The sequence below is a fragment of the Azospirillum brasilense genome (genome assembly GCF_022023855.1).
GTDB classification, from domain to species: domain Bacteria; phylum Pseudomonadota; class Alphaproteobacteria; order Azospirillales; family Azospirillaceae; genus Azospirillum; species Azospirillum brasilense_F.
The window spans coordinates 646012-665987 of record NZ_CP059452.1 but is presented as its reverse complement, the minus strand read 5'-3'; the positions used below and the strand labels follow the sequence as shown (position 1 = coordinate 665987).

Genomic DNA, 19976 nt, shown 5'->3' with positions numbered 1-19976 from the left:
CGCCCTCCCGTCTAGCGGAACGCGGCGCCGTCCGTCCCGGTGAAATCCGGGTCGGGATGGGCGTCGTGGATGGCGAGGATGGACGTCCAGGCGCGCAGGAAGGCGTCGACGCAGGCCGGGTCGAAATGGGTGCCGCTGTGCTCGACGATGTAGGCCTTCGCGGTGTCGAGCGGCCAGGGCGTCTTGTAAGGGCGGGCGGTGGTCAGCGCGTCGAACACGTCGGCGATGGCGACGATGCGACAGGCCAGCGGAATCTCCTCCCCCCGCAGGCCCTTGGGGTAGCCGGTGCCGTCGTACTTCTCGTGATGGCCGAGCGCGATCTCCGCGGCCTCGCAGATGAGCGGATGCTCGCTGCCCTGGAGAACGGCGTGGCCGATCGCCGGATGCTCGCGCATCACCCGCATTTCGCTGCCGGTCAGCCGGCCGGGCTTCAGCAGGATGGCGTCGGGAATGCCGATCTTGCCGATGTCGTGCATCGGCGCGGCCTCGGCCAGCCGGGCGCAGTCATTCGGGTCGAGCCCGAGCCTTTCGGCGATGACGCGCGAGTAGTTGGCCATCCGTTCGATGTGCAGGCCGGTTTCCGGATCGCGGTACTCGGCGGCACGGGCGAGGCGGGCCACCAGTTCCTGCGCCTGCTGGCGGAGCTGGGCAGTCGCTTCCTCCACCCGGCTGCGCAGGACGGCGGCCTGATCGCGCATCATCCGCTGGCCCAGCCGCAGGCGCAGAAGGTTCTGCGCACGGGCGAGCAGCTCCGGCACGATGATGGGTTTGGTCAGGAAATCGGTGCAGCCGCTTTCAAGGGCGGCCACCCGCAGCTTCACCGACGTGTCGGCGGTGATCATCACCACCGGAACGTCGGCGAGATGCCGCTGGGCGCGGATGCGCTCCAGCACGTCCATGCCGTCGAGGTCCGGCATGACATGGTCGATCAGGATCAGGTCGGGCGTGTTAGCGGCCAGCCAATCCAGAGCCTCCAGCGGACTGCCCATGCCGACGGGCTCCGCGTCGTCGATCCGCCGGATGACCGCGCTGGTGATGAACAGCGTGGAAGGATCGTCATCGACGATTACAACCTGCATTTTTGCGCCCGTCTCGAATCACCATTTCGGGTATCATTAGAAAATGATACACGGCAAGATCTTAACGAATCTTGCTAAAATTGGATGCATCAGGGCGAAAAAGTCGCGGCCGGACCGTCCGGCCGCGTGCAGGGGACCTGTGGTGTCGGGTGCGCCTCAGCGGGCGGCGGTCAGACCGCCGTTGGTCGCAGCGCCCGGACGGCTGAAGGCCGCAGCCAGACGGCGGAACAGGCTGCGCAGGTAGGCGGCCCGCAGGGCTTCCGCTTGGCGGCGGATGTTGCGCAGTTCCGTAGACGACAGGGGGTTCGCAAAGTTGTCGGCGTTCATGGCTGTCCTCATGGCGGCATCGAGGGCCGCGGTTCGATGGGAATGTCTCTGGCGGTGCCGCTCGGGCGCCGGGGTCGGCGGCTGGCCGTGGAAGGGGCCTGCGCGATGCCGGCGGAGGGGCGGTGCTGCCTGCCTGGATATATTGACACCACCACCCTGAAAGACGACGCGCCGATAACGCATGGCTTCCATTACTATGATGCAGCGCACAACCAAGAATAAAAGGGAGCATCATCACTCAACAACACAAGTCTTCGCAGCGCTGTTAAAAGACTTCATCGCAGCGCTGCGACAGTAGAGACTTCAACAGCGCTGCGAAGCGCGGATTTCCTGCCTTCGCGACCTGACAGGAACGCACCGGACTGGATGATCGCCGAGGACGGGTTGACCGCGCTCCACCGCTGCGGCAGAGTCGAGACCCGCCCCTCGAAGGAAGGGGATTCCGTCGAAGGGGAACCCGCATGCTTCGCCCAGCGCTGCTCGCCCTTGCTCTCCTGGCGCTGCCGACCGCCACCGCCGCAGCGGCGGGCTTTCCCTGCTCCAAGGCCGCCACCCCGACGGAAAAGGCCATCTGCGCCGATCCGGCGCTCTCCGCTCTGGACGAGCGGCTGGCCGCGACCTACCGCGCCGCCCTGGAACGGCTGTCGGGCGCCAGCCCGGAGGAGGGCACCGCCGGCGCCGCCGTGAGGGCCGACCAGCGGGCGTGGCTGCGCGAGCGCGACTCCTGCGGCGCCGACATGGCCTGCCTGCGCCGCGCTTATGACGGGCGGGTGGTGGTCCTGTCCTTCCGCACCGATCCGGCCACACCGCCGTCGCCCGTCGGTCGCTATGTTGGCCACTTCGACCATGAGGGGTTCATAGGTATCGCCGCCATCGCCCTGCGCAACGGGACCATCGCCGTCAGCGTCAGCGGCGCCGACCCCACGGCGGGACGCTGGGTGTGCGACTTTTCCGGCATCGGGCGGCTGGACGACCAGGGACGGCTGACGGTCGGCACACCGGACGCGGAGGGCGGCGGCCTGATCTTGGTCGCCGAGGAGGACGGCGAGGTCATCATCCCCGACCTGGAGCCCAACCGCGCCGCCAGCGGCTACTGGTGCGGCCACAACGGCAGCTTCATCTGGACCTATCGGCGCGCTTCCTGATCCGCTCCGCCTTGCGAAGCGCGTGCCGCGACGCCATTCCGACGATGCATTGCGCACAATTCAATTGCGCATAGTCAATCATATTGCGCGCAATTCAATTTTGCGTGATAGTCCTTCTCGACAACAAGCGGCAACCCGCTTCCCCGATCGAAGCGATCCATCTGTTCGAAGGAGTGCACGCAATGAAGATTCTCTACACGACCAAGGCGACGGCCACCGGCGGGCGTGACGGCAAGGCGGAGACCGACGACGGCCTGCTGTCGGTGGCGCTGGCCGCTCCGAAGGAACTGGGCGGCAAGGGCGGCGCCACCAACCCCGAGCAGCTGTTCGCCGCCGGCTATTCGGCCTGCTTCCTCGGCGCCATGAAGTTCGTCGGCAACCGCGACAAGATCACCGTTCCGGCGGACGTGACGGTGACCGCCCAGGTCGGCATCGGCCCGCGCGACGACGGCGAGGGCTTCGGCATCGCGGTGGACCTCACCGTGTCGCTGCCCGGCCTGGACAAGGCGGCGGCCGAGGATCTGGTGGCCCGCGCCCACAAGGTCTGCCCTTACAGCCACGCGACCAAGGGCAACATCACGGTGAACACGGCCATCGCGTAAAGGGCGCATCACCGGGCGCATAACAGGGTTTCATGCTCGCGGGCGTGTTGCGTGCCATATCCCCATGCGCTATGGGGTCGCGCGCAACAGGCCCGTGACGCGTCCCTGGCTGGGAACTCCCGAACGATGAGCACCGAGAACGACAACCCGCTGCTTCTGGCCAACCAAGCCTGCTTCGCCCTCTATTCGGCGAATCTGGCGATGACGCGGGTGTACCGCCCGCTGTTGGAGGCGCTGGAGCTGACCTACCCGCAGTATCTGGTCATGCTCCTCCTCTGGGAACAGGACGGCCAGACCATGAAGGCGCTGGGGGAGCGGCTGCTGCTCGACAGCGGCACGCTGACCCCGCTGCTGAAACGGCTGGAAGGGCAGGGGCTGGTCACCCGCGGGCGCGACCCGGCGGACGAGCGTCTGGTACGCATCCACCTGACTCCGCAAGGCACCGCGCTGCGGGACCGGGCGACGGCGCTGCCGGAGCACATCGCGGCGGCGGCGAACTGTCCGCTGCCCGACCTCGCCGGTCTGCGCGACGCGCTCCTGAGCTTGCGCGACTCGCTGAACACCGCCGCCGACCGGGATTGAACCCGGCCGCGGGGGCTCTCGTCAGCCGGCCTCGGCCATTGGCAGACGCGGCGGCTCCTCGGTCAGCCGCTTGGCGCGGCGGGCGCGGGTCTCCACCGTCGCGGCGGGAGTGACCGGCACGAAATCGGTGGGCCGGCGGTCGTCGCCGGTGATCGCCCGCATGGCCGCCACGTTGGCGCTCTCCACCGCCTGCGCTTTGCGCACCTGGGCGAGGAACTTGGCGCTGGGCAACATCACGTAGGTGATCCCCTCGATGCGGGCGCCCACCTTGTCGTAGAGCTTCTCCGCGCTGGTCAGGATGCCTTCCTCGACCAAGGCGTCCACCGCCGAGGTCACCGCGCGCAGCGTGTCGCGGCGGCGGCTCCACACATTCATGCCGCTGTTCTTGATGATCTCGTCCGCCGACAGAGTCATTGCCCTGGCGCCCAGATCGCCCGGCGCCTCCGCCCCCGAATAGTCGTACTCGGCGCTCAGACGGTTGTAGAGCCAGCGCGAGACCGGGCTCTTCAGCCGCATCAGCCATTGGTAGCTGACCGGCTTGAACTCCAGGTTCCGGATGGCCGAGGAGACCAGCGGGTTGAACTGCAGGTGGGTTTCCTCGTCGCCCCCCTCGTCGCCGATCAGGTCGGGTCGGGAGCGGATGGCCAGCACCGGGAAGGCCGTGGATTCCAGCAGGTTGGCCCCGCGGCCCTTCTTCACTCCCTCCGCCGGCTTGCCGATGATGATGCGCGAGCGCGCCAGGATGGTCAGCGATTCGCGGATGTCGCGGATCGACAGGGTGTGGCCGACCGCCTTCAGCTCGCGCTGGATCTCGTAGAGGGTGAAGCGCATCTGGACCTTGTCGCGGTTCTCGCCGCCCAGCGACAGGCGCGAGCGGTCCATGGCGAGGCGGCGCACCACATGCTCCACCACCTGCTCGCGCTCGGCGGGGAAGACCTCGTATTCGATCTCAGTCTGGCCGTCGCCCTGGGCGGTCCCGTCGTCACGGCTGACCATGTCGCGGTTGACCATCTTGGTCAGACGGGCGGGCTGAATGGTCAGGTGGAAGGTGCTGCCATGATAGGTGAACTCGCGCTTGATCGACGCGACGAAATTGCCCTTCGCGGGGGCGGTCTCCGCGGACCGTCCGCCGTCGCGCGAGGCGAAGACATAGCGCGGCGCCAGATCGTACAGCGCGATCAGGTGCGACTGGGAGCGGTCCTCCAGCTCGAACAGAACCAGTTGCAGCGCGCCGGGTGTCGCGATCTTGCTCATCCAATCCCTCCTTGCCCGGCTATGACCATGCGGCGGCGGGGGCGCGCTGACAACCGCTTCGTGACGGGCAACCTCCTTCGGTATGGAGCCTTTGCCCGCGCCCATGGAGCGATAGCCCGCGGGTATGGAGCAACAGCCCGCGCTTTTCCGGCATGGCGTTGACATCTTTCGACTCTGTCGGCGACTCAATCCCCCGGTGCGAATCGCTCCACACCGACGAGGGGCAGGTGCGGACCAAGGCGCGGGCTATCGCTCCATGACCGCGAGTCTCCCCGCGAGTCGGAACTCCATGGGTCGGACCGGCGAAGCGCGAGCAAAAGCTCCATCCCGTGCTCGCCACCAGCCTACCACCGGGTGCGGGTGATTAGGGCAGGGTGCGGGCCATCGCTCCATACCCGCGGGCTATCGCTCCATGGAGGGCGGAGGATCATCCGCCGAACCGCGGGCTGTTGCTCCATGCTCCGACGTTCCAGCCGCGGCCTGTGGCTCCATGCGCCCCGCTCCAAGGGCGCGGGCTATCGCTCCAGGGGCGCGGGTTGCCGCTCCAGGATTCCGATTCGGCGATGAAGCGCGGGCTGTCGCTCCATAGCAGCGGGCAATGGCTCCAGGAGCGCGGGCCAGGGCTTCAACGGCGCGGGTTACCGCTCCATGCCCGGCTATGGAGCGACAGCCCGCGGTTTGAAGAGCCGCGTGCCACTGGGAATCCTGATCCGCAAAGCCACCGGCCCGCAATCCGTGCGGAGCCGGTCCCGATTGCCTTGCGGAGACCGCATCATGACACCCCGCGACGACACACCATTGGACGACACGCCGGACTCCGGCCCGCCCGCGGACAACGGGCGGTGGGGCCGGATTCCGGCTTGGTGGCTCGGCCATCCCGCCATCGACGCCGACGGTCTGGCCGTGCTGGCGGCGCTGGCGACCTACGCCAACGCCCGCGGCGAGTGCTGGCCGTCCCAGGCGACTCTCGCCACCGCGTTGAAGCGCAGCCGCAGCACGGTGAACCGCATCCTCGGCCATCTTGCCGAATCCGGGGTGATCGCGAGGGAGTCCCGCCGCTCCGCCTCGGGCGGGCGGCTGTCCTGCCTGTACCGGCTGCGGCTGGCCGCCGTCGACGGACCGATTCCGGCGGCCGGTGCAGCGTGTGACCAAGCCGCGATGCCCCCTGTGCAGACGCCGGCCAAGGATGTCGCTCCTGCCGACTCCCCATGTGCGCCAGTGCGACAGAAACAGCCGGAATCTGAACAGACTCCGGACTCGCACACCTCGCGCAGGCCTGCGCAAGCCGTGCCGGACGGCTGGACGCCCGATGCCGGAGACCGCGCCTGGGCCGAACGCCGCTTCGCCGGGGTGGATCTCGACCGCCACGCCGAAGGATTCCGCCTGCGCTGCCAAGCCCACGGCTATCGCTACCGCGACACCGGGGCCGCCTGGAAAGCCTGGCTGACGCAGGACGCCGCCGCCGGCAAGGCGCCGATGCTCCGGCCGACGGCGCCCGGCACCCCCGCAAGGCCGGCATCCAACGTCCCCGTTCCCGAACAGAAACTCGGCGCCTGGATGGCCGCCGCGGCGAAGCTCAACGCGGCCCAAGACCACGGCCCGCAAGCCCGCAAACCCGTCTGGAGGTAAGGACACACCATGGCCGCACAGCCGCGTTCCGCCCCGCCCAGGGGGCCAAGCCCATCGGTCGTGACTCCTTTGCCGACCCGTCCACTACCGGCCTTCGACCCGTCCGCCCCCGCGGCCGAGCGCCATGTCGCGCTGGTTTCAGCCTTGCCGGCCCCCCTCCGGGATGTCCTCGGCTCCGGACGGCTGGAGCGCCGCCCGCGCTTTGGCGATCGCGGATTCGACGGTGTGACGGAGGAGTGGAACCCGCCCGACGGGGTAACCGCCCAGCAGGCGCTGATGGCGCGGCGGGCGCTCGACGAGCTGACCGGCACCATCCTGGCCCCGGCCTCGCCCGACCATCTGCTCGCCCGCGTCCTCGCCCTGCTCAGCCACTACCCGGCCAAGGGAACCGCGCCGGAGGTGGAGCATCTGGTCGCGCTCGACTGGGCGGAGGATCTGGGGGAATTCCCGGCCTGGGCGGTCGACGCGGCGGCGCGGACCTGGCGTCGCACGCAGAAATGGCGCCCGTCCATCGCGGAGATGCGGGGGCTGTGCGAGGAGGCCTGCGCGCCGGAATGGGCACTAGCGCGGCGGCTGTCGGTGATCGCGGCGGCGGGAAGCGCGTCCGGAGACGGGGCGGGTGAGGAAACCGGCCACGGCCGCGCCGGCCGGCTGCGCGCGCTGGCCGGGGGAGCGGTCCGGCGGATGGGATGAGCTGACCGGCCGGCTGCGCTGCTTACGGCGTCCGCTCCTCGCGGATCGCCCGTTCGAAGGCGGCCAGCATCTCGACCCCCTCGGCACCGAACCGCCGCTCAATGGCCTGCCGCACCGCGGGCTGGGTCACCTTGCGGAACGCCTCCGCCTCGCGCGGGGTCAGCGTGTGGACCTCCATGCGCTGCGCCAGCGGCGGCAGGCCGCGGTCCGAGGATTCGATCAGGCGGCTGAGGCCACGGCTGGCGACGACGCCCAGACGGGCGCCGTTCATCACGGCCGCGCGGTCGCTGGGGGCGAGCTCGTCCAGGAACTTGGCGTTCATCACCCAGACATAGGGGAGGAACAGGTGGTTGCTCAGCGTCAGGTGGCGCTGGACCTCGTCGAAGCGGGCGAAGCGGACGATCGGCACCGGATTCATCTGGCCGTCCACCGCGCCGGTGCCCAGCGCGTTGTAGAGGTCCGACCAGGCGACGTTGACCGGCGTGCCGCCCAGGCTGCCGATCATGGTGCGGTGCGTCTCCAGATCCATGGTGCGGATCTTCAGCCCCTTCATGTCCTCCGGCAGGCGGATCGGGCGCTTGGAGTTGGTGATGGTGAACAGCCCGCCCGGATCGCCGAAGCCCAGCACGGCGAGGCCCGCCTTGCGCCGGATCTCCTCGGCCAGCCGGTGGCCGAAGGGGCCGTCGAAGACGTCATAGGCGTTGGCGACCGAGGAATAGGCGAAGGGCAGGTCGATGACCGCCAGCATCGGGTAGAGCGGCGCCACCCCACCGACCGAGGAGATGGCCGACTGGATGGTCCCCTGGCGGACCAGCTTCACCGCGTCGCCATCGCGGCCCATCTGGCCTTCGGGAAAGATCTCCACCCGCACGCGCTTCTCGGTCGCCACCTCGACATGGTTCTTGAAGACGATCGCCATGGCTCCGGCGGTGTTGTCGAAGGCGTCGTTGCGGTTGGGGTGGGCCAGCTTGATGACCGTCTCGGCGGACACCCCGGCGGCGGCGAGCGCCAGCGCCAGTACCGTGCAGGCGGCCATCAGCCGCGCCGTCCATCTGCTTTTCATCGCGTCCTCTTCCGGCTACTTGGATTTGAAATGCTCGGCGGGGTCCCAGCCGTCGCCGGGCGGGTCGGCGATCAGCCGCTCGCAGCGCGCGATGTAGAGCCGGGCCAGCGCCGCCACCTCCGGCTCGTCGGCCAGCGGCCGCAGCAGGTCCAGCGCTGCCGACCAGCGCCGGCCGCGGTAGAGCGAGACGGCGACGTGCCACTGGTGGCAGAGGTCGTGAGTCTCCGGCGGGCGGGCGAAGGCCGAATGCGGGGCGAGCGCGCCGACCAGCTCGAACAGCTCGATCGGCGCCGACAGGCCCGAGGGCACGGCGAGATCGACGGGTCGGAACAGGAAGCGCCCGCGCACCGCGTGCTCCACCGCCCCGGTGACCAGGATGCTGGTGCCGTAGACCTTGTTCAGCCCCTCGATGCGCGAGGCGAGGTTCACGTGGGAGCCCAGCGCCGTGTACTGCATGCGGTCGGAGGAACCGACGTTGCCCACCACCACCTCGCCCAGATGCAGGCCGAACCGGGTCGGCATCGGCGGCATGCCGGCGGCGAGGCAGGCGTCGTTGATGGCGCGGTTGACCGACAGGCAGCCGAGAGCGGCGAGGCAGGCGTGCTCCGCATGGTCCGGGTCGGGGCGCGGGGCGTTCCAGAAGGCCATGATGGCGTCGCCGATGAACTTGTCCACCGTGCCGCCATGACCGTGGATGCAGGCGGTCATCCGTTCGAAATAGGTGGTCAGCCGGTCCAGGACCTGCTGCGGCGGCATGGCTTCGCTGGTCGCGGTGAAGCCGGCGATGTCGCTGAACAGGATGCTGAGGGGGCGCGTCTCGCCGCCCAGCTCGCCGCCGTCGCCGGTCACGATGATGTCGCGCACCAGCGACTTGGGGACATAGGCGCCGAAGCGGCGCAGCCCGCCCTTCATGGCCTCCACGGCGCCGGCCAGCTCCGCCACCTCCTGCACGCGGGTGCGGACGGCGAAGCGGCCGGTCAGGTCGAAATGGCGGATGCGCTTGGTCTCCGACACGATGTCCTGCATCGGACGGGTCAGCCGGTGCGACAGCCACAGCAGCAGCAGGACCGACACCGCCAGCAGCCCGGCGCCGATCACGACGATGCGGTAGGTGGCGCGGCGCAGCGAGCCGACGAACTCGTCCACCTCCACCGCCACGCCGACGGTCCATCCGCTGCCGATTCCGTCGGCCAGGGTCGCGAATTCGACGATGTAGTCGCGGCCCTGCGGCCCCAGCGGGGCGATGAAGCGGTCGCCGGCCCCGCTGTTGCGGCGCTCCACCGCCTCGGCCAGCACCGGGTCGGGAAAGGATGCGGTGGTGTGAAGCGCCGCCGCCGCGCCGCCGCCGCCGACCAGCAGGTCGGCCCGATTGTGGCAGATCACCCGCCCGTTGCCGTCGATCACGAACACCGCCCCGGACGGTCCGATGCGCAGGGCGTCCAGCCGGGCCGCCAGCCGGTCCAGCGAGACGTCGGCCCCGATGGTGCCGATGGGCACCCCGTCGTCGGTGGCCATCCGGTAGGAGACGGTGACCACCGGGCGCCCGGTCGCCGACAGGACGAAGGCGTCGGACATCACCGCCGACCCGGCCTTTTGCGCTGCCACGTACCAGGGGGCGGCGCGCGGGTCCTCCGTCGCCTCCACCCGCTCCACACCGGTGACCTGCCCCCAGGAGCGCAGATAGAAATAGGAGTCGGCGAACCGGCCCGAACTGGAATCCTGCATGCGCAGGGCGAGCGCGCTGCCCGGCGGCGGGGTGGCGGGGCCGAAACGCCCGCCGTCGGGGGCCAGCCGGGCCATCTGGAAGAAGGCGCCGTCGCCGGCGAAGCCGACATAGAGCGAGGCGAGCTGTGGCAGGGTGGCCAGGGCGTCGGAGAAGTAGCGCAGCGATTCGATGCGGCGCAGCCCGTTCCGGTCGATCCGCCCGAACCCGGCCATCGCCTCGGCGACGCGGGCCACCGGGCTGACCAGCCCGTTCAGGTCGTTGGTGACGCTCTGGGTGGTGCGCGCGATCGACTGGGACGCCACCTCCAGCGCGGTGCGGGAGTTCTCATGATAGAGGTAGCTGAGCATCACCGCGATCAGCGGCACCGTCGTCAGCAGAAAGGCCAGCGCGATTCCCACGCGCAGGCGTATCCGGTACGGCGTTTGGGACATCGGGCGGTCTCCGGAGGGCCAAAGGAGCGGTGACAAGGGGAGCCTCAGCCGCCGGCCGGGGCGGACAGGTCGCGGACGAAGAGAAGGCGGTCGTGGCCGTCGTGCTTGGGCTTGCGCGCGAAGACATGCATGCCGACCGACAGCATTCCGCGCACGCTGGCAGTGTTCTCGGGCCGGACGGTGGCGAACCAGTAGCGGTGCCGGTCCGGCGGCAGCACCCCTTGGGCGGCGGTTTCGATCAGGCGCCGGTGCAGACCCTGTCCGCGCCGGTCCGGGTGCACGAGGATGCCGGTGAAGTGCAGCGCCCGGTGGAGGTCCCCGTCGGGAAGGCCGTAGTCGCGGCCCAGATTGTGGGCGGCCCGACCGGGAAACTGCACGGCGAGGAAGGCGGCGAGCGCGCTGTCGGTCAGCGCGCCGAGCACCGCTCCATGGCCCCTGTGCGGCCCGGCCAGCATCTCTAACAGTTCAGCCTCGCCAAGCGGGTGCATCAGCGGGCCGCAGGCCTCCCGCTGCAGCGCCAGGACGGCGCCCAGCGCGTCCGGCGCCAGCAGGGCGAAGCGCAGGCCGGTCATTGCCGGCCCTTCGTCCGCTGGCGCGCCGTGCGGTGCGGGACGGTCCGCCGCCACGTCAGCAGGGCGAAGAGCAGCAGGCTGCCGGCCAGAAGCCCGCCGATCACGCCCACCCCCTCCGGGCCGGCGCCCAGCGGGACGGCGGCGGCCAGCGTGCCGAACAGCAACGGCCCGGCGGCCTGTCCCAGCTTGCGGGTGTTGACGTGCAGGGCGAGCACGGAATCGCGGCGCCGCGCCTCGCGCGCCGCCAGCAGCTCGACATGGCGCATCTGGGCGGACAGGCCGAAGCTCTCCGCCAAGCCGATCGCGAACACGGTGGCGAAGGCCGTCCACAGCGACGCCTGGAGACCGAACAGCGCCAGCGCCCCGGCGATCATCGCCGCCGACAGCAGCGTCACCCCCGGAATCGGCAGGCGCCGCGCCGCCATCCGGGTCAGCAGCGGCCCGGCCAGAACGACGCACAGGCCGTGCAGCAGGTAGGCGCGGCCCACCGTCGCCGACGACAGGCCGAGATCCGCGATGAACAGCGGCAGATAGAAGGGCAGGAACATCGCCGCCACCGCGGTGGGCAGGGAGATCAGCGCCAGGAACAGCGGCACCTTGATACGCCGTCGCCGCGGGTGGACCGTCGCGCTGCCGGGCGAGGGAACGGCCGCGGGCGCGCAGTGCGCGTCCGGCGGGACGGTTCCGGGCAGGCGGGGAATGCCGAAAGCGGTGTAGAATAGCCCTGCCAACGGGATCAGAGCGCCTGCGGCGAACACCGTCACCGCTCCGTAGGTGGTGGAGAGCAGGGCGCCCGAAACGGCCCCGCAATTCACCCCGGCGTACATGCCGGCAAACAGGCCGGGTTGCAGAGCGGAACCATCCGAAACCCCGCGCAGCCGCCCGATCAGGGCGTTCGCGGCGATGAGCCCGGCCATGCTGCCCGCCCCGCTCAGCCCGCGGGCCAGGATGAACAGAATCGGGTCGGCGGTCATCACCGCCACGGCGGCCAGCGCCATTCCCGCCCCCGCAGCGGCGAAGCCGGTCAGTGAGACCGCCCGCCAGCCGAGACGCCCGGTCAGCCGTCCGGCGGCCAGCGCCGCGGCGACCCCGCACAGCATCTCCGCCGTCAGCGGCGCCGCGGCGATCTGGGACGGTGACAGAAAGGGAAAGGGCTCCCTACCGAAGCTGGTCATCAGCAGCGGGACGAAGGACACCGGCAGAAAGGCGCCCAAATACATCAGAAAGGCCGAAAAGCGGATGAAGCCGGCGAAATCGCCGGTCTCACCCGCCGCGGCGCGCCCGTCGCCCGAACGATGGACCATCCGCGTCCGCCCGCCGAGCGCACGATCCATCTCGAACATGAACAGCAGCGAGGTGACGAGGATGGTCGCCATGTCCAGCCCGAACTCGGTCAGTTGGGCGGCAACCCGGTCGCCGTCCACCACGGCCACCAGCTCGCGCGACTCGCCGCCGCGGTCCTGGGCGAGCGGCCAGCGCAGCGTCACGTCCGGCATGTCCGACAGGAAGGGAACGCCGGTCACCATGTGACGGCCATCGTGCGCCGGCGGGCTTGCGCCGGGCACGGCCAGTTCGATGGATTGCAGGGTGGGCATGCTGGCGCGGATGCGCTCGAAATAGCCGTCCACCCCGGCCAGCGCCCCATAGTCCAGCCCGCGCCGGACCACCAACTCGACGTCGTTGCGGATCATCCGCGCGACGATCTGGGTCGCCTGTTCGGCGGCCTCCAGATGGGCGGTGGAAATCAGCGTGTAGCATTCCGCCGCCGCCGCGGTCTGGGCGGCCAGCATCGCGCCGAGAGCCAGCAGCCGACGCAGGCGTTCCAGCCGGACCCGGCGGCCCTCCGACGCGCGGCGCAGACCGAAGGCCATGGCAAGGCCCGTCAGGCCGAGGAAGCCGACCGTCCCCAGCCCCGTCCACAGCAGTTGCGGCAGGGTGCTGTCGCGGAATTCCTCCACCCGGTCGTCGACCCTGGCGCTGTCGGACTGGATGATCAGGAAACCGGCGGGGGCGTCCGCCGTCCGTCCGTCCCGCTCGGCCTCGCCGGGATTGCGGATCGGCAGATAGAGGAAGTAGGCCCCGCGGTCGGCGTCGTGCCGGAACCAGTGGGGCCGCCGCTCCAACTCGGCGCGGGCGCCGCGCAGGGTGGCCTCCGCCATCGGCTCTACGGGCCGTCCCCTGGCGGTGGCGACGATGCGCCCGTCCGTCACCGCCACCCCTATCCCCCGCGCCCAGGGCAGATTGGCGGCGAGCTGGTCGAGGATCGCCTCCAGCCCGTAGAAGTCGTCCAACGGCTTGCCGTAGCCCAGCGCGTCCTGGACGTTCTCCACGGTCTTGCCGCCGACCACCGCAAAGGCGGCCATCAGCGTGCCCGCGTGGTTCTGGCGGAAGGAGCCGAGATTGATGCTCAGGCTGAAGGCCAGAGTCACTCCCACCAGAACCACGGACACCAGAAAGGCGCGGAGGGGGCCGGAGCGGCCGGACGGGGCGCCGGGTGAGGCCATGGCTAGAGCACTCCGTGCAGTGAATCCGCCGCCAGCAGCGCCGGAAAGGGGATGCGGTAGCCGATGGCCGCCGCGGTCGCCGCATTCCAGGCGATGGAGGGCGTGTCGAAATAGACCTGCGGCAGGTGGCGCAGCGGCTCGCCGGCCATGACGCGGGCGAGGGTGGCGGCGCCGAAATGGCCGATGCCCGCCATGTCGGCGCGGGCGATGCTCATCAGCGCGCCGCGCTCCACCTCCTCGGGGCCGAGCTGCGAGAAGGTCGGGATGCGCTGTTTCAGAAAGGGCCGGGCCAGCGAGGTGAAACGGTCCAGCGGCCAGCGCCCGTAGGTGATGTAGACGGCATCCGCGTCGCGCGACAGCCCGTCCCAGGCAGCGGTCAGATCGACCTCGTAGCGGTATTGGTCGAGGTGGTCGATCGGCGCGCGGACGTGCCGCCGCACCAGCGCGAAGCCGAGCCGCTCGGCCGACGCCTCGATGTCGGGCAGCGAGGCGATGGCCCGCCCCGTCGGGCTGTCGTCGTAGGCGATGCCCAGACGCTGGAACCGGAAGGTCCTGTGGAAAATGGCCAGCTGGCGCTGGAACCGCCGCGGGTCGAGATGCGCCCACACATGGTCGCGCCCGGTGTCGGCCTCCGACGCGACGATCCCGGCGGCGACCGGGTTGGTGCAGGAGAAGGTGAGGACCGGCACCCGGTGGGCGTCGGTCGCCAGGGCGACGCCGGCGACCGTTCCCATGACGATCATCAGGTCGATGTCGCCCGGATCCTGCAGACGTCTCACCAGCGTGGCGGCACCGTCGGGCGTCAGGTTGGTGGTGTGGGCATCGGCGACGAAGTCGAGAACCGGGCTGCCGGCACGGGCGGCCAGCCAGGACCACAGGGTGGCGGTGTCGGTCTGCCCCGGACGGTAGGGCATGCCGCTCAGGCCGCCGGTCCAGCCCATCCGCTCCAACTCGCCGAGGATGGCGGCGAGCGTCGCGGCGTAATTGCCGTAGGGCATGGATTCCGCGTAGCCGACACGCCAGCGCCGCGGCACGTCCCGGACCGACGGGAGCGGGCGGGGGGCGGCCGGGACCGCCGGCGACGGGCAGAGGGCGCCGAGGCTGGCGGCAGCGGCGCCGGCCATCCAGCCGCGGCGGGTGATCGCCGCGGCTCCGGTTTTGTCCGCAAGGGCTCGATAGTCGAACGGCGGGGCGGCGGGGCTCATTCCGTTTGGTCCTCCCTTGCGGCGCTCGACCGGTAGCGACGGACGACCCGCGGCCCGAGAAGCGGGATTGCGCTGGGGCGCAGCCCGGACCGTGCCGCGATGTCCTCCACGGTGATCCGGTGATCGCCCTGCCGCCCGATCAGGACCGCCTCGTCGCCCGGCTGGACGCCGGGGACGTCCGTAAGGTCGGCCAGCAGGCTGCTCATGAAGGGGCGGCCCAGGACCGGCGCCGGGCATCCGCGGATCAACAGGACCCCGCCGGCCAGCCGGTGCAGGTGGTGACCGTCGGAGAAGCCGAAGGGCACGACCGCCACCCGCGTGCGCCGGGGCGCCGCGCTGGCGGCGGCGTAATCGGCGACGTCTCCCGGCTCCAGCGCCGTCACACGGGTGACGCGGGCCTTCACGCTCATCACCGGAGCGAGGGAAGCCGATCCCTCTCCACCCACCATGCGGATGCCGAACAGAGCGGCGCCGCAACGCACCGCGGTACAGCCGATGCGCGCCGCGGCGTCGGTTAGGAGGGGTCGGTCGAGAGCCGGGCTGCTGAGCGCGTGGATCAGCGGCGGAAGCAGGCCGGTGGACCGTGCCGTGTCGATCGCCTCGCCGAACCGCTCCAACTCCGCCACGCCGCCATCCTCATAGGGGCCGTAGGCGCCGGACAGGTGGGTGTAGAGTCCCTCCAGCCGCAGAGCCGGCGCTGCGGCGACCGCAGTCAGCACATCGGGCAGGTCCGTCCGTGGCGCGCCGAAGCCGGCGAAGCCGATGTTCACCCGGACATGCACGTCGACCGTCCGGCCGGCGCGGTTGGCGGCGGTGGCGAGCGCCCGCGCCTCCGCCGCGCTGGTAACGGTGGCGCCCAGCCGGTGCAGGGCGGGCAACCGAAGCTGGCTTTGCAGCGGCGGGTCGATGACGAGGATAGGGGCCGTGACCCCGGCCCGCCGCAGGGTGATGCCCTCGCCCATGTCGGCCACCACCAGCCCGTCGATCCCGAACCGCTGGAGCGCTCGCCCGACCGGTCCGGCGCCGTGGCCGTAGGCGTCCGCCTTCACCACGCCGAAGACGGCTTGGCCGGGAGGAAGGCCGCGGCGCAACCGTTCCAGATTCCGGCCGAGGCCGTGCAGATCGATGTCCGCCCAGGCGGTGGTGCTGCCCCGCCGGCCCGTCCGCGTTCCCGTCATGCAAGGAACTTCGCGCTGATGTCGGTCGAGGATTCCCTGCCGATCTTGTCGAAGTGCTGATCCAGGAACTCATCGGCCTTATGGCGGCCCGTTTCGAACATGTACATCAGAAAGTCCCAGTCGGCGTTCAGCTTGCTGGTGACGCCCAGCTTCTCCACGACCTCTTCGGCGTCGACGGTGTGGATGTGCATCTTCTTGTGCTTCTCCGGGCTGAGTTCGCCGGAGTCGATCAGCTTGGAGACGAAGTCGACGACACGCAGCTCGCGCATCATGCTGGAGTTGAAGCTGAGCGTGTTGACGCGGTCCATGATCTCGCGGGCGGTGCGCGGCGGCACCGGCACGCGGACCGGGTTGATCTGGACGATCAGGATGTCGCGGCTGTCGCACTGGTCGATCAGCGGGAACAGCGGCGGGTTGCCGGAATAGCCGCCGTCCCAGTAGAAGGCGTTGCCGACCTGCACCGCCTGGAACAGAAAGGGCAGGCAGGCCGAGGCGAGGACCGCGTCCACCGAGATGTCCTTCGGACCGAACACCTTCAGCCGGCCGGCGCAGACGTCGGTCGCCGCGATGAAGGTCTTGCAGGCCGGCGCCTTGCGCAGCCGTTTGAAATCCACCACGTCCGACAGCACGTCGCGCAGCGGGTTCATGTTCATCGGGTTCAACTCGTACGGCGACATCATGCGCGACAGCGCGTCGAACATCTGCCAGAGCGGGGAGAAGTCCATGTTCCCCTTGCTGAACATCTTGTCGAACGGGGTCGGCTGGAGCGGCCCCTTCTTTGCCTCGTCGGAGATGCGGCGCCAGAATTCGCGCAGCTTGCTCCGCGCGCCCTCAGGACCGCCGATGGTCAGGCCATAGGCGGTGACGGCGCAGTTCATGGCGCCGGCGCTGGTCCCGACGATGCCGTCGATGGTCAGGCGCCCGTCCTCCAGGATGCGGTCGATCACCCCCCAGGTGAAGGAACCGTGGGCGCCACCCCCCTGGAGCGCGAGGTTGATCGGCTTGGCGCCCTTCCGGTTGGCGGGTTGGACGGCGGGGGCGGGCATGGTCTGGTCGGGCATGAATGGCTCCGGTCGTTGGCGTCCTGATGAGGACGGCGGAATGGGACGGGTCGTGCTCGGGTGTGCGGCGCTGGTCAAAGCGCCGGTTTCATCACCTTGGGAGGGGCCTTGGGCGGGCGTGTTCTGGTCAGCACCCCGTGCTTGGTGGCGCGCCGCGCCTGCGGGGTGTCGGGCGGCGGTTTCGCCAGCAGGTCGCGGTGATCGGGAACGGCGCTGCGCAGATAGCTGCGGATCTGCTGGATCCACTTGCGCGCCAGCTCTTCGGAGATGGACAGCTCCGCCGCGATGTCCGCGTAGGGCTGTTCCTCAATGAAGCGCATGCGGGCGGCTTGGCGCATCCGCTCGTCCCGGATGCCGTCGAGCGACTCCAGGACCTTGACGAGCAGGGCACGGTCGGCGTTGGTGCGTTCCGGGTCCATGGCGTCCCGCCCGCTGGACCCGTCGGCGATGGAGGCGATCTCGACGAGGGAGCCGACCAGGACGGGATGGCGCTGGTGGGCGCGGTGCCGGTCGATGAAATGGTTGATGGCGGTGCGCCGCAACCAAGTGCGCGTGTTGAGGATGGAGCGCGCGTAGAGGGGCAGGACATCCGACAGGCTGAGGCACAGCCCGCTCAGGCAGTCGTGGATTTCCTGTCGGTTTCCTTTGCACAACCTTTGATATGTCCAGAACAGGTCGGTGTAATGGCGGCACCAGAAGACCCAGAAGGCGGTCTGGTCCCCGGTCGCGATGCGTTCCAAAAGGCCGGAATCGTCCAATTCGTGGAGATCCTCCCCGGTGTGGGAGAGAAGCCGCGGCGATCCGGCCATGGACAGGGAGGGCCAGGGGCGTTTCGGTTCCCGCCGCCGATCCAACGCTGTTCCGGTGGGGGTATCCCCCAAAGGTTGCGCTCTTTGTTGCATATGACGTCCCTTGCGCGTTTTGCTCAAGGGACGCTCGCCAAGTTCTACGTGTGAACGAACTGGATATACTTTTTTTCGAAATACCTATGTATTTCGGACGAGCTTATCTAAAAAAAAGCCTATCCGACCACAACCGCACTATGTCTTGATAATCAAGACATGGCTATGCACACGCAGGCGGATGCGTCGATTCTATGGGTTCGCAGCGAAGGATCGGGATAGGGGCAGTAACGCCACGCGGCGCCAAGCCGTTCAGGGCTTTAAGGATAAAAGTTTATTAACCAAAGGGATCGAATGCTCGATCGCCGCCCTGACAATGTTTCCAGATTTCTATAATTCAGAGGGGTGATACCGCGGTGTGCGGGGCCATCCGAATCACTTGCCGGATGGCAGGAGTGGAGGGGCTCGAACCCCCAACCCCCGGTTTTGGAGACCGGTGCTCTACCAATTGAGCTACACTCCTGTCGCCGCCTTGCAGCGGGAAGCCGCTTTTAGGCGATTTCAGAGCGGCACACCAGCGGAAAATTGCTGCGATCCACCCCGAAACGCTCTTTCACCACAGACAGGACGGCGAGCGGACCTGGGGGAAGCACCTCGACCGTGGCCGGACCACCGCCAGCCTTATCATCCCTGAAGTATGGGAAGTGAAAATTTACCAACAGAAGTAAATATTGTCATGAAGCGGAATGGAAAGTCCGGTCTATTTGTAGAACTACGACACATTTGAAAATATCGATGTCAAATTTTAAAGAATGGCGTCGGGGAAGCCATGGTTGGCGTGGGAAGGTTTGGCGTGGGAAGGGTTGGGGTGTGACGCCTCCCGCGTCACGGGCTCGTGAAGCCGTGGCGGAGCAGGATCGCCTGACCGGCTGGGGACAGGATGCTCTGGGCGAGCGCTTCCGACCGCCCGCGGTCCGCGCCGTTCAGGACGGCCAGCCCATAGTCGGCACCCACGGCCATCGCCGCCGGCAGGGCGACGATCCTCAATCCCGGAATCTCCCGGGCCGCGAGCCGCGCGTTGGTCCGGTAGGTCAGGAACAGGTCGGCCTTGCGCCGCTCCATCAGCCAGCCGTAGGGGTCGCGCCCCTCCGGCGGCCCCTCGCTCTCCGGCCCACCGGTGAGCCGCAGCGCCTTCGCGTCCAACGCCGCGAAACTGCCGGGGCGCAGGGCCTCTGCCTTGCGGAAGACCTCCCAGGCGTAGTCGCCGGCGGGATCGGCCTGCGGCGTTGAGGTGCCGAGCCTGATGGAAGGGTCGAGCAGGCGGTCGAGCAGCGTGTCTGCCGTGACCCCCACCTCCGGCTGGGCGATGGCGCAGAGCCGGTTGTGGGCGAATGGGCGAATGGTTGCCGCGCGTCCGACGTCGGCCAGCGCGCGGGGATGGGCCATGTTGGCGGAGGCGAACAGGCCGTTCTCTCCACTTTGCAGCAGCCGTGCCTTCAGCAAACCGGAAGGAGCGAAGACGGGGGCGATCCGGATGCCTTCCCGCGCTTCGAACGCCTGGACCAGTTCGCCCAGCGCGGCCTTCAGGCTACCGGCGGCGAACAGGTGAACCGCACCGTCCCACCGCTCCGCCGTCTTGTTCATGGAGATCCCTGTCCGCACCGCTTGTGTCCAAACGCCTTTTTCTTATGCATAGAGCACGGAGCGGACGTGGAAAAGAGCGAGGACCAATGCTTCCCGTCATGGCACGGCCGCTTCGGACGCGTTCATCCGGAAGCGCCGGACAGGGAGCGCATCGTCTTTCCCACAACTTAAAATACATGTTCGCCGGGCTGCATGCCGCAGCTTTTCCCCGTCAAGGCAACCCGATGCGACAAGTGCGTCGGTCATGAGTCCTTTGGGCTTCGACGCCCTGCCTAGTGAAGCGTGCCGTGAGGGGTGCGCACCCAGCGCCCCCGGTCAGCGCAGTGTTGCGATGCGGTTCGCCAGCCCAGCGCCGCTTATGACAAGGATATGAATGTTACAAATTCCGACAAACTAGGACTAACACCCAATCCGAAATCGTATGATAAAAATAGCTACC

General features: G+C 69.0%; 17 protein-coding genes and 1 tRNA gene. 5 read left to right on the top strand and 13 right to left on the bottom strand.

The features are described 5' to 3' along the window. Positions 1-11: 11 nt before the first annotated feature. Both H1Q64_RS29390 and H1Q64_RS29385 read right to left on the bottom strand, forming a co-directional pair. Entirely contained in the window at positions 12-1079 is a 1068-nt protein-coding gene (locus tag H1Q64_RS29390) for an HD domain-containing phosphohydrolase (protein WP_237907407.1), read from the bottom strand. Between the two features lie 156 nt (positions 1080-1235). After that, the gene (locus tag H1Q64_RS29385; RefSeq protein ID WP_237907406.1) at positions 1236-1406 is read right to left on the bottom strand and encodes an RSP_7527 family protein; all 171 of its coding nucleotides are present in this window, start codon (positions 1404-1406) and stop codon (positions 1236-1238) included. 461 nt (positions 1407-1867) lie between these two features. Here H1Q64_RS29385 and H1Q64_RS29380 point away from each other — a divergent pair, with 461 nt between their 5' ends. The 3 genes from H1Q64_RS29380 to H1Q64_RS29370 all read left to right on the top strand — a co-directional run bounded on the left by H1Q64_RS29380 (position 1868) and on the right by H1Q64_RS29370 (position 3735). Further along, a complete protein-coding gene (locus H1Q64_RS29380) occupies positions 1868-2551 on the top strand; it encodes a lysozyme inhibitor LprI family protein (RefSeq protein ID WP_237907405.1) in 684 nt (227 codons plus the stop codon). Positions 2552-2733: 182 nt separating this feature from the next. Then, a complete protein-coding gene (locus tag H1Q64_RS29375) occupies positions 2734-3153 on the top strand; it encodes an organic hydroperoxide resistance protein (protein WP_237907404.1) in 420 nt (139 codons plus the stop codon). A 126-nt stretch (positions 3154-3279) separates the two neighbouring features. Beyond that, positions 3280-3735 (top strand): MarR family winged helix-turn-helix transcriptional regulator, encoded by a 456-nt coding sequence (locus H1Q64_RS29370; RefSeq protein ID WP_237907403.1) that lies wholly within the window; start codon positions 3280-3282, stop codon positions 3733-3735. Positions 3736-3756: 21 nt separating this feature from the next. Here the strand turns inward: H1Q64_RS29370 and H1Q64_RS29365 are convergent, their stop codons facing one another. Further along, positions 3757-4989, bottom strand: a complete 1233-nt coding sequence (locus H1Q64_RS29365) for a plasmid replication protein (RefSeq protein ID WP_237907402.1) — start codon at positions 4987-4989, stop codon at positions 3757-3759. A 774-nt stretch (positions 4990-5763) separates the two neighbouring features. Between H1Q64_RS29365 and H1Q64_RS29360 the strand changes: the two genes are divergently transcribed. Beyond that, the gene (locus H1Q64_RS29360; protein WP_237907401.1) at positions 5764-6618 is read left to right on the top strand and encodes a helix-turn-helix domain-containing protein; all 855 of its coding nucleotides are present in this window, start codon (positions 5764-5766) and stop codon (positions 6616-6618) included. A gap of 144 nt (positions 6619-6762) precedes the next feature. Next, positions 6763-7311: a hypothetical protein gene (locus H1Q64_RS29355; protein ID WP_237907400.1), complete on the top strand. Its 549-nt coding sequence runs from the start codon at positions 6763-6765 to the stop codon at positions 7309-7311. A 22-nt stretch (positions 7312-7333) separates the two neighbouring features. Here H1Q64_RS29355 and H1Q64_RS29350 read toward each other — a convergent pair whose 3' ends face one another. From H1Q64_RS29350 to H1Q64_RS29305, 10 genes are all read right to left on the bottom strand, one after another. Further along, positions 7334-8374: a DctP family TRAP transporter solute-binding subunit gene (locus H1Q64_RS29350; RefSeq protein ID WP_237907399.1), complete on the bottom strand. Its 1041-nt coding sequence runs from the start codon at positions 8372-8374 to the stop codon at positions 7334-7336. 15 nt (positions 8375-8389) lie between these two features. Then, on the bottom strand, positions 8390-10531 hold the full coding sequence (locus tag H1Q64_RS29345) for an adenylate/guanylate cyclase domain-containing protein (protein WP_237907398.1): 2142 nt from the start codon (positions 10529-10531) through the stop codon (positions 8390-8392). A 44-nt stretch (positions 10532-10575) separates the two neighbouring features. After that, entirely contained in the window at positions 10576-11103 is a 528-nt protein-coding gene (locus H1Q64_RS29340; protein ID WP_237907397.1) for a GNAT family N-acetyltransferase, read from the bottom strand. Then, complete coding sequence (locus H1Q64_RS29335; protein ID WP_237907396.1) at positions 11100-13607, bottom strand: MFS transporter; 2508 nt, start codon at positions 13605-13607, stop codon at positions 11100-11102. The genes H1Q64_RS29340 and H1Q64_RS29335 overlap by 4 nt, the downstream gene beginning before the upstream one ends. A 2-nt stretch (positions 13608-13609) precedes the next feature. Next, a complete protein-coding gene (locus H1Q64_RS29330; RefSeq protein WP_237907395.1) occupies positions 13610-14812 on the bottom strand; it encodes an ABC transporter substrate binding protein in 1203 nt (400 codons plus the stop codon). Beyond that, complete coding sequence (gene alr / locus H1Q64_RS29325) at positions 14809-15990, bottom strand: alanine racemase (protein ID WP_237907394.1); 1182 nt, start codon at positions 15988-15990, stop codon at positions 14809-14811. Before alr ends, H1Q64_RS29330 begins: the two co-directional genes overlap by 4 nt. Next, a complete protein-coding gene (locus tag H1Q64_RS29320) occupies positions 15987-17051 on the bottom strand; it encodes a patatin-like phospholipase family protein (protein WP_237907393.1) in 1065 nt (354 codons plus the stop codon). The genes alr and H1Q64_RS29320 overlap by 4 nt, the downstream gene beginning before the upstream one ends. Before the next feature lie 74 nt (positions 17052-17125). Next, positions 17126-17860, bottom strand: coding sequence for an RNA polymerase sigma factor (locus H1Q64_RS29315; protein WP_237907392.1), 735 nt, complete (start codon positions 17858-17860; stop codon positions 17126-17128). Between the two features lie 480 nt (positions 17861-18340). Beyond that, positions 18341-18416 (bottom strand) — tRNA-Trp (locus H1Q64_RS29310). Between the two features lie 362 nt (positions 18417-18778). Then, positions 18779-19537, bottom strand: coding sequence for a molybdate ABC transporter substrate-binding protein (locus tag H1Q64_RS29305; RefSeq protein WP_237907391.1), 759 nt, complete (start codon positions 19535-19537; stop codon positions 18779-18781). Positions 19538-19976: the final 439 nt, after the last annotated feature.